At 47.3% G+C, this 20,793-nt stretch carries 20 protein-coding genes, 2 pseudogenes and 1 riboswitch; of the genes and pseudogenes, 13 read left to right on the top strand and 9 right to left on the bottom strand.

Annotation, left to right across the window (positions count from 1 at the left end; genetic code table 11):
• Positions 1–111, top strand: a pseudogene (locus ACOZIO_RS18355) (integrase); the annotation flags it as partial.
• Between the two features lie 400 nt (positions 112–511).
• Here ACOZIO_RS18355 and ACOZIO_RS18360 read toward each other — a convergent pair.
• Both ACOZIO_RS18360 and ACOZIO_RS18365 read right to left on the bottom strand, forming a co-directional pair.
• Positions 512–714, bottom strand: a pseudogene (locus ACOZIO_RS18360) (integrase); the annotation flags it as partial.
• Between the two features lie 222 nt (positions 715–936).
• A complete protein-coding gene (locus ACOZIO_RS18365; RefSeq protein WP_421595568.1) occupies positions 937–2,394 on the bottom strand; it encodes a hypothetical protein in 1,458 nt (485 codons plus the stop codon).
• Between the two features lie 781 nt (positions 2,395–3,175).
• Between ACOZIO_RS18365 and ACOZIO_RS18370 the strand changes: the two genes are divergently transcribed.
• A complete protein-coding gene (locus ACOZIO_RS18370) occupies positions 3,176–3,388 on the top strand; it encodes a hypothetical protein (RefSeq protein WP_129952085.1) in 213 nt (70 codons plus the stop codon).
• Positions 3,389–3,418: 30 nt separating this feature from the next.
• Here the strand turns inward: ACOZIO_RS18370 and ACOZIO_RS18375 are convergent, their stop codons facing one another.
• The 3 genes from ACOZIO_RS18375 to ACOZIO_RS18385 all read right to left on the bottom strand — a co-directional run bounded on the left by ACOZIO_RS18375 (position 3,419) and on the right by ACOZIO_RS18385 (position 6,490).
• Positions 3,419–4,924, bottom strand: coding sequence for a hypothetical protein (locus tag ACOZIO_RS18375; RefSeq protein WP_421595569.1), 1,506 nt, complete (start codon positions 4,922–4,924; stop codon positions 3,419–3,421).
• Between the two features lie 506 nt (positions 4,925–5,430).
• Positions 5,431–6,144 (bottom strand): DUF2461 domain-containing protein, encoded by a 714-nt coding sequence (locus ACOZIO_RS18380; protein WP_129952083.1) that lies wholly within the window; start codon positions 6,142–6,144, stop codon positions 5,431–5,433.
• Between the two features lie 172 nt (positions 6,145–6,316).
• Complete coding sequence (locus ACOZIO_RS18385) at positions 6,317–6,490, bottom strand: hypothetical protein (RefSeq protein ID WP_238483054.1); 174 nt, start codon at positions 6,488–6,490, stop codon at positions 6,317–6,319.
• Between the two features lie 524 nt (positions 6,491–7,014).
• On the opposite strand from ACOZIO_RS18385, the gene ACOZIO_RS18390 reads away from it, so the two are divergent.
• From ACOZIO_RS18390 to ACOZIO_RS18415, 6 genes are all read left to right on the top strand, one after another.
• Positions 7,015–8,457, top strand: coding sequence for a sugar porter family MFS transporter (locus tag ACOZIO_RS18390; protein ID WP_255466661.1), 1,443 nt, complete (start codon positions 7,015–7,017; stop codon positions 8,455–8,457).
• Positions 8,458–8,505: 48 nt separating this feature from the next.
• Positions 8,506–9,060 carry a sugar O-acetyltransferase gene (locus ACOZIO_RS18395; RefSeq protein WP_129952080.1) on the top strand — a complete coding sequence of 185 codons (555 nt, stop codon included), beginning with the start codon at positions 8,506–8,508 and terminating at the stop codon, positions 9,058–9,060.
• Positions 9,061–9,384: 324 nt separating this feature from the next.
• Entirely contained in the window at positions 9,385–9,780 is a 396-nt protein-coding gene (locus ACOZIO_RS18400; RefSeq protein WP_129952151.1) for a (R)-mandelonitrile lyase, read from the top strand.
• Positions 9,781–10,120: 340 nt separating this feature from the next.
• Positions 10,121–11,128: a diguanylate cyclase domain-containing protein gene (locus ACOZIO_RS18405; RefSeq protein WP_238485773.1), complete on the top strand. Its 1,008-nt coding sequence runs from the start codon at positions 10,121–10,123 to the stop codon at positions 11,126–11,128.
• A gap of 24 nt (positions 11,129–11,152) precedes the next feature.
• Entirely contained in the window at positions 11,153–11,506 is a 354-nt protein-coding gene (locus ACOZIO_RS18410) for a hypothetical protein (protein ID WP_129952078.1), read from the top strand.
• A gap of 33 nt (positions 11,507–11,539) precedes the next feature.
• Positions 11,540–12,061 carry a cupin domain-containing protein gene (locus tag ACOZIO_RS18415; protein ID WP_129952077.1) on the top strand — a complete coding sequence of 174 codons (522 nt, stop codon included), beginning with the start codon at positions 11,540–11,542 and terminating at the stop codon, positions 12,059–12,061.
• A gap of 39 nt (positions 12,062–12,100) precedes the next feature.
• Here the strand turns inward: ACOZIO_RS18415 and ACOZIO_RS18420 are convergent, their stop codons facing one another.
• The gene (locus ACOZIO_RS18420) at positions 12,101–12,346 is read right to left on the bottom strand and encodes a hypothetical protein (protein ID WP_129952076.1); all 246 of its coding nucleotides are present in this window, start codon (positions 12,344–12,346) and stop codon (positions 12,101–12,103) included.
• A gap of 301 nt (positions 12,347–12,647) precedes the next feature.
• On the opposite strand from ACOZIO_RS18420, the gene ACOZIO_RS18425 reads away from it, so the two are divergent.
• The 4 genes from ACOZIO_RS18425 (at position 12,648) to cspE (ending at position 17,389) form a co-directional block, all read left to right on the top strand.
• Positions 12,648–14,747 (top strand): prolyl oligopeptidase family serine peptidase, encoded by a 2,100-nt coding sequence (locus tag ACOZIO_RS18425; RefSeq protein ID WP_421595570.1) that lies wholly within the window; start codon positions 12,648–12,650, stop codon positions 14,745–14,747.
• Positions 14,748–14,937: 190 nt separating this feature from the next.
• Positions 14,938–16,068 (top strand): ABC transporter substrate-binding protein, encoded by a 1,131-nt coding sequence (locus ACOZIO_RS18430; RefSeq protein ID WP_421595571.1) that lies wholly within the window; start codon positions 14,938–14,940, stop codon positions 16,066–16,068.
• A gap of 196 nt (positions 16,069–16,264) precedes the next feature.
• The gene (locus ACOZIO_RS18435; RefSeq protein ID WP_129952073.1) at positions 16,265–17,002 is read left to right on the top strand and encodes a DUF2076 domain-containing protein; all 738 of its coding nucleotides are present in this window, start codon (positions 16,265–16,267) and stop codon (positions 17,000–17,002) included.
• A gap of 177 nt (positions 17,003–17,179) precedes the next feature.
• Positions 17,180–17,389 carry a transcription antiterminator/RNA stability regulator CspE gene (cspE, locus tag ACOZIO_RS18440; RefSeq protein ID WP_009636912.1) on the top strand — a complete coding sequence of 70 codons (210 nt, stop codon included), beginning with the start codon at positions 17,180–17,182 and terminating at the stop codon, positions 17,387–17,389.
• Positions 17,390–17,455: 66 nt separating this feature from the next.
• Here cspE and ACOZIO_RS18445 read toward each other — a convergent pair whose 3' ends face one another.
• The 3 genes from ACOZIO_RS18445 to crcB form a co-directional block, all read right to left on the bottom strand.
• Positions 17,456–18,643: a multidrug effflux MFS transporter gene (locus ACOZIO_RS18445; protein ID WP_129952072.1), complete on the bottom strand. Its 1,188-nt coding sequence runs from the start codon at positions 18,641–18,643 to the stop codon at positions 17,456–17,458.
• Between the two features lie 9 nt (positions 18,644–18,652).
• The gene (locus tag ACOZIO_RS18450; protein ID WP_205951551.1) at positions 18,653–19,309 is read right to left on the bottom strand and encodes a TetR family transcriptional regulator; all 657 of its coding nucleotides are present in this window, start codon (positions 19,307–19,309) and stop codon (positions 18,653–18,655) included.
• A gap of 461 nt (positions 19,310–19,770) precedes the next feature.
• Positions 19,771–20,154, bottom strand: a complete 384-nt coding sequence (crcB, locus tag ACOZIO_RS18455) for a fluoride efflux transporter CrcB (protein WP_421595572.1) — start codon at positions 20,152–20,154, stop codon at positions 19,771–19,773.
• Positions 20,155–20,220: 66 nt separating this feature from the next.
• A riboswitch (Fluoride riboswitch) is annotated at positions 20,221–20,283 on the bottom strand.
• Between the two features lie 83 nt (positions 20,284–20,366).
• Between crcB and ACOZIO_RS18460 the strand changes: the two genes are divergently transcribed.
• The gene (locus ACOZIO_RS18460) at positions 20,367–20,789 is read left to right on the top strand and encodes a GNAT family N-acetyltransferase (RefSeq protein WP_129952069.1); all 423 of its coding nucleotides are present in this window, start codon (positions 20,367–20,369) and stop codon (positions 20,787–20,789) included.
• Positions 20,790–20,793: the final 4 nt, after the last annotated feature.

Below are 20,793 nucleotides of genomic sequence, written 5' to 3' on the forward strand. Positions count from 1 at the left end.
CTGGCTGAATATAACAACGAGCGGCCTCATGAATCCCTGAACAACCTGACGCCGGAAGAGTACCGGCTGATGGCCGAAAACCCGGAAGTCTCAAAAAGTGCGTGGAACTAAAACAGGTGTGCTTACAGATATATCTTCTTTCAGCGACGCGAGGAGTATGGTGGTGGGTATTGGCTTGGACAAGTTTACGCCGACTGGTTCAGCTTTGTTGTGGAAGAACCGGTTTCGCTACATCGTGGCATGCAGTATCTGATATCAATAAAGAGCAATGAAGAGGGGATTATGAAATTCGATGACAGCCTGGATAATTTTATGCTGACGAGTGAGTGACAAATTAGTGACGCACCTATAGTGCCGCAAGAGTGTCACTGATATGTCATTACTTTCCTGTGTGTCACTTGTGAATGCAGGATAAGCCAGTTAAAACAGTGACTTATTGATACGCCGACGTTCTTCTAAGCCTTAGGTCACAGGTTCGAGCCCTGTAAGGCGTCCCATTCAAATCAAGCAGTTAACTGTCAGCCGTTCCCTCCCAAATTTGCGAGTGGGACAGATTTGGGACTGGAACCCCAAAAATAACGTCTATCTGCTTCGCGTGCTCCGTTAAATGATTTGTCGCCAGAAGCGCGATCGCCGTACCATCTCGAGCGACTCCCAGCCGCCCATTTCCTGAAGAACTGATCGCGGGACACCGGCCTTAATCAGCCAGCTTGCATCAGCACTAAGAAATGTCTGATAGATTCAGCTAAGCACAAGAATATGGTTTGGTAAATAAAATACTCATAGGTAGGAAATGAAATGATCAAAAAATCCTGAATCTATGGCTTGATTACATTGATACTGTTGAAGGAATAAATAAAGCTACTGAAAAAGACATACAGCCTGGTCTGTTGAACCAGGCTAAGAATAACAGAAGCTAAAATATCCGTCATATATCTAGTAATTTAAAGTTGATTTCAGCATTGCTTCATTTGGTTGAATGGTAATACAGTTTTCAGAACAATTGTTGCTATTGGAAATCACAGGGTTTTTGGGTACAGAGTATGAGAATCCCTTGCTTTTCTTAATAGTTAAAAGTATGCCTCTTGCAGCCCATGGTGCATAGACAGAGTTCTCTCCGAACTCGTCATATCTCACAATACGGGAAAAGGCACCCCAGTTACGCTTAGAGATATCTACCATAACGGCTCCGCTAAAAGATTTATCTACTTTGTTACTAATTTCAGAAGCTACGGATTCTATCTCTGATATCTGGTTAGATATCATATAGTTATTTATATTTCCTGTCGCGGTCACTCCGGCAGATGCAATCAACAGAACTGATAATACTCCAGCTCCTTTGATTCTGAAGTGTGTGAATAAAAAGTCAGAAAATTTCATTAAACTAAATAATGAGACCGCAACTATACAGATAGACATTGCAACAATGGATCTTTGTGCAGCCCAACTTTCAGATACGTATAAGTTAGGGAAGTACGACCCAGCAATAAAAACAAGCGTGAAGAGAACTTTTTTAATTCCATCTTTATTACTGTAGATATAGGCCAGGCCCATACAAAAGAAGACAAGACCAATTATAAGCATGGGTTCGCTGGCAGATATACTGTAGTTAGCCAAGGAGTTTGGTATAGCTTCACCAAAAAACCATCGGATTTTACCCGTTGGGTTATCTGTCATCGTAGAGCGAGATAATGTTTGTCCAAAAGCTAGCAGAGGGACAACTTTAATCATGATGAGGCTTGAAAGCATGCCAGAGCACATCATCACAAAAGAATTAAAAAGAACGCGGTAATTAACGGATTTTGGTGACAGGCACTGATCTAACAAAGCAAAAGCCATAAATGCCATGCCGGCAGGTTGATATATTGCAAATGAGCAACATATAAACATCCATGATATTAACCATCTGACCAGTTTTTTGTTAAAAAAAGAAGAAGTCAAACAAGAGTAAGATAAACCACTAAACAATACAGCAAGAGTAAAAGGATAACATGTTGCCCAAGACGAATACACCTGAAAAGAAGGAAGCAAGGCAATCATCAAGGGAAATGTGAAATTATATTCGTCCCTGTTAAAAAGATGTATTTTAGTTATAAATCTGTTTATAAATACAGCAAGAGCAAAAAGAGATATCACTGAAAACGATCTCTGCATCCAAAGGTCTTCAATGCCACTAGTTATCACTCCATCTATTATTCTGAAAAGGGCAAAAAGAGGCCTGCCTGAGGATATATCAAATACATAGGGTGCATCTAAACCTGCTAATGCGTTTTCAATAGTGCCAAAATCATCCAAAAAAGCATAAGTGGATGTTAAGACACTTGAGTAAAAAGAAATTATTACTATGAAATAGGATAATAATATAAATTTTATATTGTTAAGATTTATAGGCATATGTAAATTCCATTGCTTAATGGCATCTTTTAAATGATTAATAAGTCTTTATGGTTATTTAGGATAAGTCTTATCTCAAACGATCGCAATAATTACTGAAAATTACTTGCGGCAAGCATAGAAAAGCCCGGTAGCTGGAAGGATACAGTCTTAGTTCGTATCAGCAGATTGCGGTATAAGGTATTTAAGATTAGTGACTTATCGCGCCGGCTACCCGGCTAACACTCCATCTTTTCTTAAAGCTTTACCCATCTGTTGACTGGTACGCCTTGATCAAAAGTGCTGAATGATACAACCATTTATTCATTCAGAATCTTCAAAGGGGCCTCATCACCATCACCATCCAAAAGTGCCAGAGTAGTCACATGAATTGCCATAACGTCGTCAATTTTTGCATGCGCGTTTGGCCTGTTCATTTGCTGACAGGTATACATGCCTGCGTACTATTACGATAGATGAGCCATCTTCCATTTTCTGCAATGCCGAAAGTGACACGCCGGCCTGAGCCCGGCAGCTTGCCTGCGTATTGCGAAGGCCATGAAATTAGTAATACCCTCTGCCTTGGTATTCTCCGCATACATAATTGTTGAGTACTACAACTCCCGTGCCGCAGTAAGTATCATGGTCGGGGACAGGCAAACCGGGTTGAAAGCCGATGCCGGAAAATCTACAGCGGTAGCCTGTTGCTCTGTCATAAAATTCAGTCAGTAGTTGATGTTGAATTGGGAAGTGTTAAGATAATGCTTACTGGCAATAAACAATCATTTTGCAGGGTAGGGTAATGCAATCATTAGTAAACCATAATGCCATCCATGAAGAATTGCCTGTCGCGGCCAATGATGCAAATGCCTTAGCAACCACTATTGATACTATCGTAACTGCAAAGGGTATAATCCCTGCCTGTGCTGCAAAAATTTTATATGTGGCTACAGAATTCAATAATGAAACATACGATATAACAAAAAAACCGGCTTATCCTATATTTCGTTATTAACATAAGCGCCCAATAAGGGCGCCTGTATCTTTAAATGTTTGATTTAATATCGTTTGCTATTATCTGATGAACCATGCCTTTGTTGGGTAGTACAATGCTTTCCAATTCAGCGATTTCATTATTTTTATCTTCAAGACTTCCATCATTAAATTTGTCGAGGAAAAATAGAACACTAGCGAAATCATTCGCTATGTGATTGCATTTTGCAGCAAGAATTCCTAATTCGTTGAACTCAGCGTGGTTATCATTTTCAATAAAAATGGATGGTTTATGGAATAAAGGATATTCTACAATAAAGGATATACCATCGGTCACAAGGATATCGGACCAATCAAAGGAAGCAACATAATCATAATCGTAGTCCATGCTGGTATTATTCAGCGATGTCCATTTAGAAAGAAAATAATCAACATTGCTCTTTATTTCGTCAGATTTTGCCCGCATAAAATCAAAAAGGGCCGGATGCGGTCTTAATTTGATGTGAACATCGTTATTTTCTTCAGCGTAACGCAAAAAATCCAGATAATTTTTATCGAACGTACCAAATGATAGCCACCCTTGATCTACACTATGATGCGGTGCCCATAATATATTTGTAATTCCGGATTTTTTTTCAGAATCGCCAGTTTCTTTCATTTTAGTATGTATGTAATCAAGCTTCGGGTGTCCGAAGTATCTTGCGTTCACGCCGCGTAAAAGAGAGTTTTTGCACAGTTTTTCATAGGCATATTGTGTGTCGCAGTAAATCCGCCAACTATTATTGTGCAGATCCTGATTTGACTGGAAGTCAAAATCTGTTCCTGATGAAATATTTTTTACTATATTTACTGCATAATAAGGAACATAACATAATTTTGCGAAATTTATTCTGTTAGCACTGAATCCTGGTGGAATATCATGATCCCATGGCGATTGTCTAAATATAACATCAGGAGATAGTGTTGTGAGGATTGTAGAAATTTCCTTGTCAGAATAACTACTAATTCTCATATGATTAATGCCGATTTTTGATAAGGCAGCACTGGTAATCTCTTCGCCAGAATAACCCTCCACACCAGGGAAGGATCTCGGTATGCTTGCAATGGTTACTTTTAAATCGGGATCTTGAGATAATTCAAGAAATAAATTAGCGACAGAATACCATGTATTCATATTATGAATTAAAAATAAAACATGTGGTTTCATTTTATTATATGAATTTTTCTTTGATATGATATTTAGTAAGCTAAAGATTCGCTCTGCATCCTCTCCTTTAACCGGCGATTCTAGCAGTTCTAAAACTCCAGAGGAAATAGTATCTAAAGATTTATTCGTTAATTTTAAAGTTTCTATTTGTTCTTTTAGTATTACTAATTCATCTGTAATACGAGAAAGTGCTAATTGCTCTTTTTCTTTCTCAGTAACAAAAATGTCTTGCATGTTTTTGACTGACATTAATAAATTATCAATGCCTGATTTATTTTCATTAATACCATAATGAATGTTATCAAATCTTTTAAGGAAAGGTGATAATAAATATTTAGCCACTTTTTTCATTGTTAAGCCTTATTTATGAAAATAAACTCAAATTGTCATTGAAATATACTGTAACTTAACACAATAGCTATCAAGGGTATTAGAGATTTCTTTGAGAAAACTCTTAGAAGGGGCGTTGATATAAATTTCTTTGCTACCGGTCACTCAAGCATGGGAACAATGAGTGGCCTGAGTGATCCGAAATCGAGGTCCTTAACGCCTGCGCATTCCACTACGAGACCTCTGGCTGATTGCTGTTATGGCGGCTTAAAGTGAAATTTTGGCTGTTTGGGTATCAGGAGTCATATCTGGCTTCATGTGATCACGACTTTTACTGGGTGGCAACTGTCTTACGCAAGGGGATTCGCTAACTATCAGCGCACCGGTAAAGTGTGTCCTCCGATTTGACACGGAGGAGAGATAAGATCTTTGACTTTCCTTTTAATACAGGTATTTCAGTCAACATCTTTTATATGCCTGAACTTCAGTCCCTGTAAAAGGGCCGGGACATTTCTACTCAGCGGGGACTAAAAATCCAGTTCAAGAGCAAAACACAGGTAGGACATCAACGGTGCACAATGTCTGAACTGTTCTGCGCAAAAATCGATAACATCAGGCTTACACAGATCCTCAAAAGCGATGTTTTTAATTGCGATAAAATCTTTGCGTTTTAATTCAGCTAACAATGGGTGATTTTTATCGAAGCCTCTTGGCGGACGACTGAGACTGTCGCCATCCATTACAAACCCGTTATCATGCAATGTTTTGAGCGCTTTTTGATAAGCATTGGGGTTTTCATCAATGCACGCGCGAATCGCGTTTAACGCTTTTGATTCCGGATGCCAGATCCCCGCTGCAATAAAACAACCGTCTTCGGCGATGTGCAGATAGAGTCCCGGAGCGTGAACATCTTTGCCCTGAAAGTGACGAAACTGAATGCCAACATTGGTTTTGTATGGCGTTTTATCTTTGCTGAACCGGCTGTCGCGCTGCGGGCGCATCAGGCTGCCGCCCACTTTTTTCGCGACGGCAGTCAGTCTCGGAGAAATGGCAATAATCTCAGGCTGCATTTGCTCGATAAAGCGCAGCGCGGGGGTTCTGAGCGTGTTCTCGTATTCATCCTGATTGGCTTTAAACCAGTCGCGGGTATTGTTTTGCGCGAGCTTATTCAGAAATTGCAGGCCGGCGGCGCTAAAGATTGTCCCAGCCGCAACCGGCGTTTTAGGTGTCTGAGTCGTCATTATCATTGAACCTTTCTTACTGCTGATGGAAGAATCAGGGAAGATCCTGACGCCTGAACCCATTCAGTGCAAACTGAAAAGTAAAAAATTTTCATGATTAAACGATGTGGGGAGCAGTGTGCTCTCAAGCCCGCCAGTGGAGTTCGGCGGGCCTTTTCATGTCTGAGACCGGTCAGTTAATCGCGGCAGTTACTTTTCCCGCTTTCCCTAACCCGCCATTCGCCCGTTCACTCAGCTCAAACAATACGGGTAATAAATGTGCGGTCGCCTTCAGATAGGCGCTGACCTGCGGGATGCCTTCCGGCGGTACTATCTCGCCATTCTCCAGCCCTTCACTCAGGCACAATAAGCCGTGACACAACCCTTCGGCAGAGTCGGATGCCAGCGCGCTGATACCATAAAGAAGACCACCTGAGACGCTAGACTCGGGTGGCAGCTCAGACAGGGTTAGCGTACCGGCTTACACGAATCCGATGCTTCTTGCGAAGCCCCTGCCTGAGCCACCATTATTTGGGGTGAATCAAAGCATACGAAATTATCACATAATTTCGTCGTGTAAGTATCGGAACGCTAATTCCGGCTGCGGATCGTGCCGCAGCGGGGAAACTTTATTCCTGCTGCCGGAACAAATAAACAGGCTGGATGCATTTACAGGGAGTTGTATTCAGATTTGGAAGACATCTCGTAAGGTTCTGCTCTGCCTGTCTTTTATTCTGCCGTAATATTTCCCCGTCATCTTCTCTCCGGTGATCCCGATCACAAAAAGTCCGGCGCAGCACGATTGTGTATATATGTGCCTTTCCTGCTCTCACCCCACAGGGCACTTGTGCTTATCGTAATGACTGAATGATTTTTTTCTGATGTCCGTTGCTGTATTCCCTCTTTCCGGAGAAAAAAATGTCGTCATCTGATGTAGCAAAACTGACTGAAAGTCCGCTCAAAAATACCAAAGTAATGAACCTGTTTGTGTCTTTTGCGGCGGCGATGGCGGGGCTGTTATTCGGTCTCGATATTGGCGTGATTTCTGGTGCGCTTCCCTTTATTACTGATCATTTTGTGCTGAGCAGTCGTCAGCAAGAATGGGTTGTCAGCATCATGATGCTTGGTGCGGCGTTCGGTGCACTGGCCAATGGCTGGCTTTCTTTCCGGCTGGGACGTAAATACAGCCTGATGGCGGCGGCACTGCTGTTTATCCTCGGTTCTCTGGGCTCGGCTTTCGCTTCGAGCGTCGAAATCCTGATGGTGTCGCGCCTGATCCTCGGCTTTGCTGTCGGCATTGCCTCCTACACCGCACCGTTGTATCTGTCTGAAATGGCGTCAGAAACTATTCGCGGTAAGATGATTGCCATGTATCAGCTGATGGTGACACTTGGCATTTTGCTGGCCTTCCTTTCTGACACCGCCTTCAGCAGCAGCGGTGACTGGCGCGCGATGCTGGGCGTGCTGGCTATCCCGGCATTTGTTCTGATGATCGCCGTGTGTTTTTTACCGAACAGTCCGCGCTGGCTGGCTGCCAAAGGGCAGCATATTGAAGCCGAGCGTGTGCTGAGAATGCTGCGCGACACCTCGGAAAAAGCCCGTCAGGAACTGAATGAAATCCGTGAAAGCCTTAAACTGAAACAGGGCGGATGGGAATTGTTTAAAGCCAACGGCAACGTTCGCCGCGCCGTCGGTTTAGGCATGTTGTTGCAGGCAATGCAGCAGTTTACCGGCATGAATATCATCATGTATTACGCGCCGAAGATTTTTAATCTGGCGGGATTTACCAGTACACGCCAGCAGATGATCGCCACCATTATTGTCGGGCTGACGTTCGTGCTTGCGACGTTTATTGCCATCGGCATGGTCGATAAGGCCGGACGCAAACCGGCACTGAAAATTGGGTTTAGCGTGATTGCGCTCGGCACGCTGGTGCTGGGATATTGCCTTCAGCAGTTCAATCTGGGTACGGCCGGTACAGCACTTTCCTGGCTGTCGGTCGGTATGACCATGATGTGCATTGCCGGTTACGCCATGAGTGCTGCGCCGGTGGTGTGGATCCTGTGTTCTGAAATTCAGCCGCTGAAAAGCCGTGATTTTGGTATCACCTGTTCGACGACCACCAACTGGATTTCGAACATGATTATCGGCGCTACTTTCCTGACACTTATGGATAATATCGGTGCGGCAGGGACATTCTGGCTATACACCGCGCTGAACGTGGTGTTTGTGGTGATCACTTTCATCCTGATACCGGAAACGAAAAACGTCACGCTGGAGCAAATTGAAAGAAATCTTATGGCCGGGAAAAAACTGCGCGATATCGGGCAGTAAAGACCCCGATCCTTCATAGTGGATGTGAACTTTATCAAGGAGCAGTTGATGCGCGATTTACATAAAATGACGGGTGGGCTGGATTACCATATTAATGACGACGAATTACGCGAAATTCGTTATCAGACCCGAGATAAAGTGGACGCATTTAATGCGCTGGGCGCCCGTCAGACGGCGGAGAAAGATGCCCTGATCAGGGAAATTTTTGGGGAAGTAGGCAGCAATGTCCATTTTGAAAAAGGCATGCGCATTGACTACGGCATAAATACCCGAATCGGGAATAATGTATTCATCAATTTTAATTTTGTATTACTCGATTGCGCGCCGGTCACAATAGGGAATAACGTTTTTATCGGCCCTGATGTGCAAATTTATACCGCACAGCATCCGCTGGATATCGATTTACGTCGTGAACATATTGGCAGCGCCCGGCCGGTGAGCCTGGGTAACGATGTCTGGGTTGGCGGCGGATGCGTGATATTACCCGGTGTGACCCTCGGCGATGGCTGCACAATTGGCGCCGGAAGTGTCATCACTCGACCAGTGCCTGCGGGGGTTGTCGCCTGTGGAAATCCCTGCCGGGTGGTACGCAACCTGACGTAATTTATATCTGACAGTCTTTCAGCCATAAAAAAGCCCGCTCCAGGCGGGCTGCAAATGCAAAAAGTACAATATTTCTTAAAGTGCGGACAGAATGAGACACAACTTAAATAAAATCAATTAATTATCTTCATGAAATAAGTATCAACACTCTTTGCGTGTGTTTTGATTAAATAGTGATCTGTGCGACTAATTTTTATATCGCAGCGCATCAAGCAGCAAGGCAAACTTGCCCTCTGGTCGCAAGAAACGAACGGCGTTATGGTTTATCCCATGACGAACTTTCCAGCAGTGGTTACCGAAGCGGAGAATGAGATGACAGATAAAATGAAAATTACCAAAAGCGGTTCTGTACCTTCACAAACAGGGCCGGAAAATTATTTTACCGGCACAGTACGTATCGACGCGCCGTTCAGCGGCACCGAATCCGCCCGTGTCGGTGGCGCAACCGTGACCTTTGAACCGGGCGCACGTACCGCATGGCATACGCATCCGTTGGGTCAGACGTTGATCATCACACACGGCCGCGGCTGGGTGCAGGAGGACGGCGGCGAAATCCGCGAAATGAATGTGGGTGATATTGTGTGGATCCCGGAAGGGGTGAAGCACTGGCACGGAGCTACTCCGGAGAATGCGATGACTCACATCGCGATTGCTGAATCCCTCAATGGCAGTCCGGTTGAGTGGATGGAGAAAGTGACGGAAGCTCAGTACAGTAAGTAATTTTTTGCTGTTGTGAAATTTATATCACTTTGCTCAAAGGGGAGGGTAAAAGCCGCTTTTTTGCAGCATAAGGTAAATGCTTAAAATCACGACAGCTATTTCTGTTTTTGCGGCTTTTTAACCTAAACTTTTCGGTTAACCATTGACCTGTCTTATTTAACGCTAAAAACCCCCGCTGTTCGGCCCATTAAAAACACCGCTTTCAGTAGCTCTGAGATCAGTAACTCGACTAATATAAATAAAAATCAACTCAAGAGCCGTTTCCCGTATGCCATATTATTCTCCAGGTGAAAGTCTCGTTCGCGAGCGCTCAGAGCGCTTCTTGCGGCGAATGTACTTAATGCGGATACTTGGCACTTTTCTTTGCTTTTTTCCTGTATTTTCGGTGCTTCTTGAACGCAATGCATCCTGGATACCCATCAGCCTGCTGGCGCTGAATGCCTTTGTCTGGCCGCATATTGCCATGCTGATTGCACAGCGTTCAAATCATCCTAATCAGGCGGAATTCCGAAACCTGGCATTCGATGCCATCGCGGGAGGCGCCTGGGTGGCGCTGATGGGGGTTTGCCCGCTGCCGTCGGCCATTATTACGGCTATTCTCATCGCTGACCGCTTTTCCGCCGGTGGCTGGCAATTGCTGCGCCGCGCCGCGTTGTTTTATTGTGCTGGTTTTATTATCTGCTGGCCATTATCGGGAATGACGTTTTACTCCACCGTTACCAACCGGACGTTGTGGCTGACGTTGCCGCTTTCCACGATTTATATTATTGCTTTCAGTGCCGCCAATTATTCTATTTCCAGAAAGCTGCGGGATAAACAACACGAGCTGGAAAAAGCCGCCCTGATGGATCCTTTTCTCGGTTTGCCTAACCGGAGGCTACTCGACCGGCGGCTGATGCTGGAGTTTGAACGCGCAAAACATGATTTATCCTGCCTGATGGTGCTGGGCGTCGATGATTTGAAAATGGTGAATGATTTGTTCGGGCGTGAAGCGGGGGATTATGTTTTGCGCTCGGTATCAGCGATTTTACGTCAGGAAACCGGGCAAAATGATTTCCCGGCTATTCTGGGGGGTGACGAATTTGTAGTAATCCTGCCGGGTATTTCCGAAGAAGAAGCGTATGCCGTGGGTTACCGGTTATTACTCAAAACCTCAGAAATACGCTTATCGCAGGATTCAGGTTTCCAGTGCTCGCTGAGTATCGGCGTGGCGACATCCCGAAATTATGATGATTATAACCAGTGGCTGGAGGCTGCCGAACGGGCATTGGTGAATGTGAAACACAATGGCAAAAACAGTATTGGCAGCGTGAGCCGGACGGATGTCTCTGCTCAGCTACACTTATAACGTTAACGTTTTCCGGGATGAGTAATGAAAAAGATCACCATGATGTGGGTTGCCGCGGCAGTCGCTGCGGGTTTACTGGCAGGCTGTTCATCTATCGATAAACCGGTTGGCGATGCTCCCTATCGCCCGGCCAATTTTGACCCTTCCTTCACCCAGGGTGAGGCAAGTTACACAACGTCCGTCTTTTCAATCCTTGAACGTCAGCGCCGTGCGGACACTTATAAAAAGATTTTCGATTTTTGTACCGGCAAATTCCAGACAATGGGGGAGAGTAATGACGGTGAGAAGGTTCATATAAGATTTACCTGCTTGCCGAAACAGACTGTACAGACGCAAAACTCGTACTCCATGCAGCAGACGTCACCTTCGTTGTACTAAAAATGACTATCGGCAACTTTATCCGGAGATTTTATGCACAAGGAAAGACCTGATTTTATCCGACACTGGACCGAACTTGAAGGTCCTGACGACGGCAATTATCCCGGTGATGATGAACTGATGTCGCTGGGTGCCCCCCTTGGCAGAGCGCTTGGCCTGACGAAAATTGGCATTCATCACGAACGTTTGTTACCGGGACGTCGTACCTGTTACGCCCACGCGGAAAGTGCTGAAGATGAATTTGTGTATGTGCTGGAAGGGCATCCTGATGCGTGGATTAATGGTTATCTGCACCCGCTGAAACCGGGCGATGCTGTGGCATTTCCGCACGGTACCGGTATCTGCCACACCTTCATTAACAACAGCGATGAGGAAGTGCGCCTGCTGGTCGTCGGCGAGGCCAACAAGCCGGAAAATCGCATTTATTATCCGCTGAATCAGGAATATGAAGCGACGCGCAAAGACCGCTGGCGGGACGTACCGGAGCAGCAATTTGGTGATCATGACGGCCTGTCGGATTTGCATCGTGAGCAAAAGAAAAAACCGGTCAGTTGAATACCGGCTTTTCTCGTGAAGACGTGCTTTTAAGCCCATTTACTGAATGGAGAGCGATTGCCAGCGCTGCTGACAATACGGCATCATTCGGTGAATTTTCAGGCTCTGTGCCTGATGACGGTTCAGTGAATAGCCCTCCGGCGTAATTTCTAACGTGTCGCCGGTTTGCAGCTTAAAGTCATTATCAACGGACAAAATCAGCTTCAGGTTTTTAAAAGCCTGAATGCAGATATATTTCAACCCGCTCTGTGGGATATTCAGGATTTCTATGATTTTCCATTCCATACGCGCACTCCTTTTCTGTTACTGCCTGATTTTTCGTTTCCCTTTTCTACATCAGTTCCCTGTCATTTTTTGTCATCACAAGGTAATGATTTCTTTATAGGCGTTCCTGTTATTTCAATGCTTGAAGTGACTCACAAAAAAGGATTGCAGAAACTCCTGCAGATCGCAGAATGGATTATTTAAGAAAATAAACGCGATTTTCGGAAGGTTATTCCGAACCTGACAGAAACGTAAAAGACTTGAAATCACTATCAGAAAACAGGTATTTCTGAACTCTTTATAATTTTCAGGGCTGAATATTATGACAACCGGTTCAATCTTTCCCCCACAAGATGATTTCATCTGGCTCGAAGGTTTACGCAACGAGAAAGCGCTGGAATGGGCGCGTGAGCAAAATACCATCACACTGGCCGCCTTTACGCAGGGCAAAGATTTCGACCCGCTGCGGGAGAAAGTGCTGGCAGGCCTGAACTCACCGGACCAAATCCCCGGTGTCTGGAAATGTGGCAACGACTGGTACAACTTCTGGCAGGATGCGAAGAACCCGAAGGGCATCTTACGCAAGACCACGTTGGATGAATTCCGTAAAGCCGAACCGCAATGGGAAACCGTGCTGGATATTGATGCACTGGGTAAAACTGAAGGGAAAGAGTGGGTGTTTCACGGTTTCTGGAATTTGAAACCGGATTTTGACCGTGCACTTTTAGTGCTGTCTCCGGACGGGGGGGACGCCTCTGAAGTGCGTGAGTTTGATTTAATCACTCAGAATTTTGTGATGGACGGTTTTTATTTACCGGTCGCTAAAAGCCGCATCAGCTGGATTGACCGCGATCATTTATTTGTTGCCACCGATTTTGGTGAAGGTTCCATGACCGGTTCCGGATATCCGCGTATCGTTAAAATCTGGCAGCGCGGAACACCGCTTAGTGAAGCGGTCACCGTATTCAGTGCCGAAAAGACAGACATGATGGCGGTGGGGTATCGCGATGCCCTGAAAGGATTTGAGCGCAATTATGTGGTGCGTGTCACTGACTTCTATCACCGCGAAGTCTTCCTGCTGGATGACCTTAAAAACTTAGTCAAAATCGACGTACCGGCGGATGCCAAATTCAGTACCTGGCGGGAGTGGATCCTGATCCAGCCTTCCAGTGAATGGCAGGTGAACGGTGAAAGCTGGCCATCCGGTTCGCTGCTGACCATGAATTTTGACGCCTTTATGGCGGGCGAACGTACGCTGAAACCGCTGTTTGTACCGGGTCCGCATGTTGCTCTCAGTGGTGTTACGTCAACCCGTGACCAGCTCAACGGCTATTCCTACACCCGTGATCATATTATTCTCAGCATCACGCGGGATGTCGTCAACCGGCTTGAAGTGCTGACGCCGAAAGATGGCAGGTGGCAGCGTGAACCGTTCGGTAAAGTGCCGGAACTGAGCAAAATCAACGCGTGGGGCGTGGATGATGAGACCAATGAATATTTCATGAGTGTCAGTGGTTTCCTGCAACCGGCCAGTTTGTCACTCGGAAATCTCGATAACGGCACGGACGTGGAAGCTGAAATGCTGAAACAAGATCCTTCGCATTTCGATGCCACCCGTTATCAGGTCAGCCAGCTTTTCGCGGTGTCCGACGACGGTACCCGCGTTCCGTATTTTGTCATCTCGTCCAAAGACGTGGTGTATGACGGCAGAAATCCGACGCTGCTGTATGGCTACGGCGGTTTCGAGGTCTCACTTGAGCCGTATTATCTTGGCGTCAGTGGCGTGGCGTGGCTCGATCGCGGCGGCGTGTTTGTGGTGGCGAATATACGTGGCGGTGGTGAGTACGGACCGGAATGGCATAAAGCGGCGCTGAAAGAAAAACGTCTGCGCGCTTATGAAGATTTCGCGTCTGTGGCGAAGGCACTGATTGCCAGCAAAATCACCTCACCGGCCCACCTGGCGGCGCAAGGCGGCAGCAACGGCGGCTTGCTGGTTGGCAATATGCTGACGCGCTACCCGGAATTATTCGGGGCCATCGTGTGTGAAGTGGCGCTGCTGGATATGTACCGGTACACGCAAATCTCGGCAGGCGCGTCGTGGATTGCTGAATATGGCGACCCGCAGAAATCAGAAGAGTGGGCATTTATCCGCGAATTTTCGCCGTATCATAATATCGATCCGACAAAAAAATATCCGCCGGTATTGTTCTCAACAGCGACCAGTGATGACCGTGTCGGGCCTGACCATGCACGTAAAATGGCAGCGAAAATGCAGGCGCTGGGTATTCCGGATGTCTATTTTTACGAGAATACGGACGGCGGCCACAGTGCGGCGGCTGACAAAAAACAATCCGCGTTTAAACGGGCGATGGTGAGCGAATTCCTGCTGCACTTTATCGGCCGTGACAAAGCCGCCGGTTGATATAACCTGTGAGAGTCTGATGTAAAACGGGATGCCTTGCGGTATCCCGTTAATATTTCGACATGTTTTATCCCTTCATATCGGCTTTAAAAACGTTGCTCCTTCCACCTTTCCTTGTTTATTATTTCGGCCTGAATTGATAACAATTATCAAAATCATTTTTTATTCATTCTCATTTTCGGGTGATCGTATGTTAAAGAACACTGCACGTGTGCTGGCTGTTACCGGTCTGATGGCGGCTTCCTTCGCCAGTTTTGCTACCACCTATCCGCTGACGGTCACGGATATGGCCGGCCAGAAAGTCATCATTGATAAAGCACCTCAGCGGATTATTTTGCAGGACGGACGCGATCTTCTGGCTCTGGCCGTGTTAGATAAAGCCAATCCTTTTCAGCATGTAGTGGCCTGGAATAATCTGCTGAAGAAAAGCGACAGTGGCACCTGGGATATGCTGAAAAGCAAATGGCCTGAATCAGCGAAAATTCTCGATATGGGATTCAATGATAAAGGGCAGGTGGATCTGGAAACAGTAATCGCTAAAAAACCGGATCTGATGATTGCGCAATTGCGGGCGAAAGATTCACTGGCTCAGGCGGGCGTACTGGATAAACTTGCCGCGCTGCATATCCCTGTGCTGTTTGTCGATTATGAATTGGATCCGGCAAAAAATACCGCGCCAAGTATTGAGCTGCTCGGCAAAGTGATGAATCAGGAAGACAATGCCCGCGCTTATACCACATTCTATAATCAACATTTCCAGGCTATTCAGAAAGCCGTCTCGGCGATTCAAACCAGGCCGCATGTCTTTATCGAGCCGATTGCCGGTCGTGACGACTCCTGCTGTTTCACCCACGGTAATGCGGGATGGGGAAAACTTATCCAGGCGGTAGGTGCCAGTAACATCGGCTCCAAACTGCTGCCCGGCGCATCAGGCACTGTTTCTCTGGAACAGGTGATCAGCATGAAGCCGGACGTTTACATCATGACCGGTTCGGCGCGTCCGAAAAGCGGTTCCGTGACGCACATCCTGCCGTTCGGCTACGGCGCAGATGAAGCGGATGTGGAGAAAGAGGCTAAAGTGTTGCTTTCACGCACCGGCGTGGCGCAAATCCCTGCAGTGAATGCGGGCCGTGTTTATGGTGTTTATCACCAGTTCTACAACCATCCGTATAATATTGTCGGCATGGAATACCTGGCGAAGTTTATTTATCCGCAACAGTTTAAAGATCTGGACCCGGCGAAGACTTACCACGACATCGTGCGTAACTATACTAATCTGCCGGATCAGGATTTCATCTTCGGCTGGACCCCGAAAAAGTAAGTACAGATATTTTCCCCGCCTGTGGCCTCACAGGCGGATTTTCAACCCCTCAGCGCGTTTTCCTCACTAACTTTACCTCCGTCACATTTGTTGACACTCCGTTAATTCATACAAAAATATAACTGTATTACTGTATCTGTATAACGCCGACTGGCGTCGTTTCTGACGCAGTGCGACACATCAACAAGGTGAATTTATGCAATCTGAAGAACAGCGTTTAATTGACGGGCTTTTTAGTCGCTTACAACAGGCTGAGTCCAGTACGGCACCGCGTGATGCGGAGGCTGAACGTGTGATTCAGGCTCATATCCGGCAGCAGCCGTCTGCCCCGTATTACATGGCGCAGGCGATGATTATTCAGGAAGCGGCGCTGACTAAACTGAATGCGCAGGTACAGGAACTGCAACAGCAGGTACAGCAGTTGCAACAACAGGCACAGACCGCTAAACCGCAAAGCACCGGTTTTCTGGCCGGCTTGTTTGGCGGTGGCTCGTCTCAGCCTGAACCGCAACGCCAGACGTCGCAGGGCAGTCAGCCCATTCCTGGTACGCAGGCGTGGGGAAACCCGCCTCAGCAACCGCAATATGCCTCACAGCCGCAACAGCAGGCACCGGCCGCACCGCAGCAACCGGGTTTTCTGGGCAGTGCATTGCGCACGGCGGCGGGCGTCGCGGGCGGGGTGGTGCTGGCAGATATGCTGACCGGCATGTTCCATCACAGCCAGCCGCAGGAAATCGTCAATATCATCGAAGAACCGCCGGTTCAGGATCTCAATCCGGCTGACAGCAGCTTCCTCGATAACAGTCAGAGTTTCGACAGCAATCAGCTTTCATGGGAAGATGCGTCGTTGCGTAATGATAATGCGGATCCCGGTTTCGGAAATGATGATTTCGACACTGATGATTTCAACAATGATGATGACTCATTTTTCTAACCGCTTGATGTCAGACGGCTATTAACGGCCCTTTTGGCAGCAGAAAAAAGTAACAGAAAGCGAAGAGTGAGAGGTTTATCGCTTATTGCCATCAGAATTCTGGACAAAAGTGAAATCTGTTGCTGTACTGTATTTGACACACGTTTTGTGTCCAACATTCACGTAAAGGTAAGTTTGATGTCTAAGATTAAAGGTAGCGTTAAGTGGTTCAATGAATCTAAAGGTTTTGGTTTCATTACCCCTGAAGATGGCAGCAAAGATGTTTTCGTTCATTTCTCTGCTATTTCCAGCAACGGTTTCAAAACCCTTGCTGAAGGCCAACGCGTAGAGTTCGAAATCACCAATGGTGCCAAAGGCCCGTCGGCTGCTAACGTTATCGCTATCTGACTTTAGCCGATTTATTAAAAAAACCCGCCGAAGCGGGTTTTTTTTTGTCCGTCATGCGTCAATACCTTACGCCGGTTTCCGCACCAGCATGACGAACATCACGATGGCAATCGCGTAGCAGCCGAGAATGGTCAGCCCCATCGATAATGCGGGCTGGCTGCCAAAACCTGTTACCGGTACGGCAATCGCCCCGAGTGCAAACATACACACCCCCAGCAGGGCAGACGCGCTGCCTGCATTTTTCCCCTGACTTTGCATCGCCAGCGATCCGGCATTCGGGCTGATAATCCCGATCACCATCACAGAGAAGAAAAGGGGCACCAGCAACAACACGAGTGGCGCATTCAGGCTGGCGGAAATCACCAGCGCCACAGAAGCCACTGCGGCGATGCACAAACCGGCTTTGACCAGCGCCATTTCGCCGAAGCGACGGCTCAGGCGGGTAGAGACCTGAGCGGAAATCACCAGACCGATGCCGTTAATCGCAAAGCACAGGCTGAACATCTGCGGGCTGAGATGGTAAATCTGTTGCAAAACAAAAGGTGATGCGCCGATATACGCGAACATTCCGGCCATAATAAAGCCCTGCGTCAGGCATAAACCCATAAACGGACGATGTTTCAGCAGGCCGAATACCGAGCCTAACAGACTGAAAATACCGCCCCGGGCACGGCGTTCGGGCAATAAGGTTTCATGCAGTTTTAGTGATGAGAAGCTGAACAGTAAGATGGCAATAAACGCCAGTACACCGAATATTCCCCGCCAGTTAACCCAGCTCAGCAATGCGCCGCCCAGTACCGGGGCGATGATCGGTGCCAGTCCGTTCACCAGCATCAGCAATGCAAAAAACCGTGTCAGTTCATGCCCGTTATACAAATCCCTTGCCACTGCGCGTGATAATACCGCGCCACCGGCTCCGGCGATGCCCTGTAACAGACGGGCGACAATCAGCTGATTGATATCCTGCGCCACCGCACACCAGACCGATGCAGCCAGCAATAAAGCCAGGGACCACAACAGCGGGCGCATACGACCATAACGGTCACTCAGCGGGCCGAACAGTAACTGACCGAAACCGAGGCCAAGTAAACCTGCGGTCAGGCTTAACTGTGCGCTGGCGGTGGACGTATTCAGATCACCCGCCATTTCCGGCAATGCCGGTAAATATAAATCTGTACATAACGGCCCGAGTGCGGCGAGCGAGCCGAGAACAAGGGCATAACCGAGGCGTTTTTCGTGCAGGTGAGCGCTCATGGTAAAAGTTTATTCCCGTTTGCTGGTGGTAAAATCCGTTTCGAAGAGGCTCTGGAAGTAGCGATGGTATAAGGCTTCCAGAAGCTCAGCGTCGGCGTGAACAGTCGTCATACGACGAAAAGCAGTGCCTTCACAAATCACGGCTAAGGATTCGACTTTTGCTGTCATTTCAGCATCAGAAAATTGAGGAAAAGTGGCAGTGAGAAAAGATTTTGCTTCCTTAAACAGCTGCTTTTCGGAATCACGCCAGATTTTTTCCACAATCGGATTGCGGGTCGCTTCTGCAGCGACTTCCAGCATCAGGGCATGGTCAATTTCGGCCTGCTCTTTTTGTCCGGCGCACTGATCTTCTTTATACGGCGCGCTTAAATTGCCGATCCGCCGGTGCGCCAGGTTGTGGGCCACCTGTTGCAGATTGTGCGCGTTGCCGGTCATCAGCCGGATTTTCTTCATCACAATTCGCCGGACAATTTCTTCTATTATCGCGTCTTTATTGGCGAAATAGCGGTAAATCTGTCCCACACTGAGCTGCGACGTTTTCGCTATTTCAGCCATACCTGCGGCGTGGAAACCATGCTTGCGAAAGCACAGACGTGCAGCGGCAATGATCTGGTCGCGTCGTGCGCTGATGCGCGCATCTTTAGTGCATTGTGGTGGGGGATGCATGAGATATCCGGTCATTTGGCTGATGTGGATTGTGAACGATCATTCTCAAGTATAGGGAATAGAGAGAGGCAGGTAAATATTTGTATTATGAATGGGGTAAAAAGCGGTTTTTATTTCTGCGCTATTAAGCACAATATAGACATGAAAACGGCGCCATCAGGAAGAAAGCGCCGTTTACGGAAAGAGATAAAGCTGCGGGCTACGCGGGGCTGTTAAGCAAAGTATGCCTGCAAAAATGCCACCACAGTCAGCACACAGAGGGCTACAGTCAGGAATTCAGAAGATGTTTTTGGAACAGAAAACATGTCATGCCTCAAAGGTAAACCAGGTTGAACTGACACTATTATCTGCAGATAAGATGAAGGAAACATTAAGATACGCGCGTGAGGAGATGGACCGCCATCACAGATTTATCACAGCGATGCCTCTTGTCATAAAAAAGGCATCGCCGGAAGATAGGATTAGTGCGCGCTGAACCAGCTGACCAGCATAAATGCCAGTAATGTCATGGCCAGTGAACCGGCCATGTTCAGCGCCATGTTCAGCAGCGCGGCACCGAAGCGGCCCTCCTGAAGCATGTAGACCACTTCCAGCGAGAAGGTGGAGAAGGTTGTCAGGCCGCCACAGAAACCGGTGGTGATCAGCAGCTTCCAGACAGGGTCGATATGGGTCAGGCGGGTGAAAATTGCGATGCCCAGGCCAATGATAAAGGCACCGATCAGATTCACGGTCAGGGTGCCGGCGGGCAGTACCGGACTCATGCCGTTCATTTTGAGACTGACATACCAACGCACAACGCTGCCTGTACCACCGCCAATAAAGACTGCAAGTAAGGTGCTAAACATAGTAATACCTTAAAAAATAAATGAAATTCAGAAAGGTCCGGGCACAGCGCTACGAACCTCTCGCGAGATTGCGCAGACATCATCAGCCGGTAAAGGCGGTTTGGGAGGAATGTCATCTCCCTGGTACAGAGTCGTGAAGGCGCTCAGTTTACATCGTGTTATGACGCTTGTGTAGCCGTGTTTCCGTAACAGTTTTTTAAAGAGAAAATACCATGTTGATCAGAGAAGGTACCGTGCAGGATGCGCCGGTTCTGGCGCAATTACTGGGGGATTTGGATTATCCCAATACGTCTGAAGCGATAGCAGAGCGTGTGGCAAAAATGGCCGTCAACCCGGACAGTCGTCTGTTAGTGGTCGAGAAAGAAGGCAAAGCGGTCGGCTTTATTTCGTTACATTTCATCCCGCAAATTGCGCTGGCCGGAGAATTTTGCCGTATCAGCTATTTGTGTGTCAGCGATCATGCACGTGGCGGCGGTATCGGCCAGAAATTGCTGGATGAAGCCGAACGTCTGGCAACAGAGCGGGGCTGTGACCGGATGGAGGTTCACAGCCATACCCGCCGCGTACGGGCCCACACTTTTTATGCGCGGGCACAGTACGAGGAATCACCGAAGTATTTGCTCAAAAAACTCTGAGCAA

It is taken from the genome of Rahnella sp. PD4 (assembly GCF_049199325.1).
Classification (GTDB): domain Bacteria; phylum Pseudomonadota; class Gammaproteobacteria; order Enterobacterales; family Enterobacteriaceae; genus Rahnella; species Rahnella perminowiae.

Bases quoted from the DNA above. Each gene is read 5' to 3' on its own strand.
- ACOZIO_RS18365 (WP_421595568.1), bottom strand. From the start codon at position 2,394: ATGCCTATAAATCTTAACAATATAAAATTTATATTATTATCCTATTTC.
- ACOZIO_RS18370 (WP_129952085.1), top strand. From the start codon at position 3,176: ATGCAATCATTAGTAAACCATAATGCCATCCATGAAGAATTGCCTGTC.
- ACOZIO_RS18375 (WP_421595569.1), bottom strand. From the start codon at position 4,924: ATGAAAAAAGTGGCTAAATATTTATTATCACCTTTCCTTAAAAGATTT.
- ACOZIO_RS18380 (WP_129952083.1), bottom strand. From the start codon at position 6,144: ATGACGACTCAGACACCTAAAACGCCGGTTGCGGCTGGGACAATCTTT.
- ACOZIO_RS18395 (WP_129952080.1), top strand. From the start codon at position 8,506: ATGCGCGATTTACATAAAATGACGGGTGGGCTGGATTACCATATTAAT.
- ACOZIO_RS18400 (WP_129952151.1), top strand. From the start codon at position 9,385: ATGAAAATTACCAAAAGCGGTTCTGTACCTTCACAAACAGGGCCGGAA.
- ACOZIO_RS18405 (WP_238485773.1), top strand. From the start codon at position 10,121: ATGCGGATACTTGGCACTTTTCTTTGCTTTTTTCCTGTATTTTCGGTG.
- ACOZIO_RS18410 (WP_129952078.1), top strand. From the start codon at position 11,153: ATGAAAAAGATCACCATGATGTGGGTTGCCGCGGCAGTCGCTGCGGGT.
- ACOZIO_RS18415 (WP_129952077.1), top strand. From the start codon at position 11,540: ATGCACAAGGAAAGACCTGATTTTATCCGACACTGGACCGAACTTGAA.
- ACOZIO_RS18420 (WP_129952076.1), bottom strand. From the start codon at position 12,346: ATGGAATGGAAAATCATAGAAATCCTGAATATCCCACAGAGCGGGTTG.
- ACOZIO_RS18425 (WP_421595570.1), top strand. From the start codon at position 12,648: ATGACAACCGGTTCAATCTTTCCCCCACAAGATGATTTCATCTGGCTC.
- ACOZIO_RS18430 (WP_421595571.1), top strand. From the start codon at position 14,938: ATGTTAAAGAACACTGCACGTGTGCTGGCTGTTACCGGTCTGATGGCG.
- ACOZIO_RS18435 (WP_129952073.1), top strand. From the start codon at position 16,265: ATGCAATCTGAAGAACAGCGTTTAATTGACGGGCTTTTTAGTCGCTTA.
- cspE (WP_009636912.1), top strand. From the start codon at position 17,180: ATGTCTAAGATTAAAGGTAGCGTTAAGTGGTTCAATGAATCTAAAGGT.
- ACOZIO_RS18445 (WP_129952072.1), bottom strand. From the start codon at position 18,643: ATGAGCGCTCACCTGCACGAAAAACGCCTCGGTTATGCCCTTGTTCTC.
- ACOZIO_RS18450 (WP_205951551.1), bottom strand. From the start codon at position 19,309: ATGCATCCCCCACCACAATGCACTAAAGATGCGCGCATCAGCGCACGA.
- crcB (WP_421595572.1), bottom strand. From the start codon at position 20,154: ATGTTTAGCACCTTACTTGCAGTCTTTATTGGCGGTGGTACAGGCAGC.
- ACOZIO_RS18460 (WP_129952069.1), top strand. From the start codon at position 20,367: ATGTTGATCAGAGAAGGTACCGTGCAGGATGCGCCGGTTCTGGCGCAA.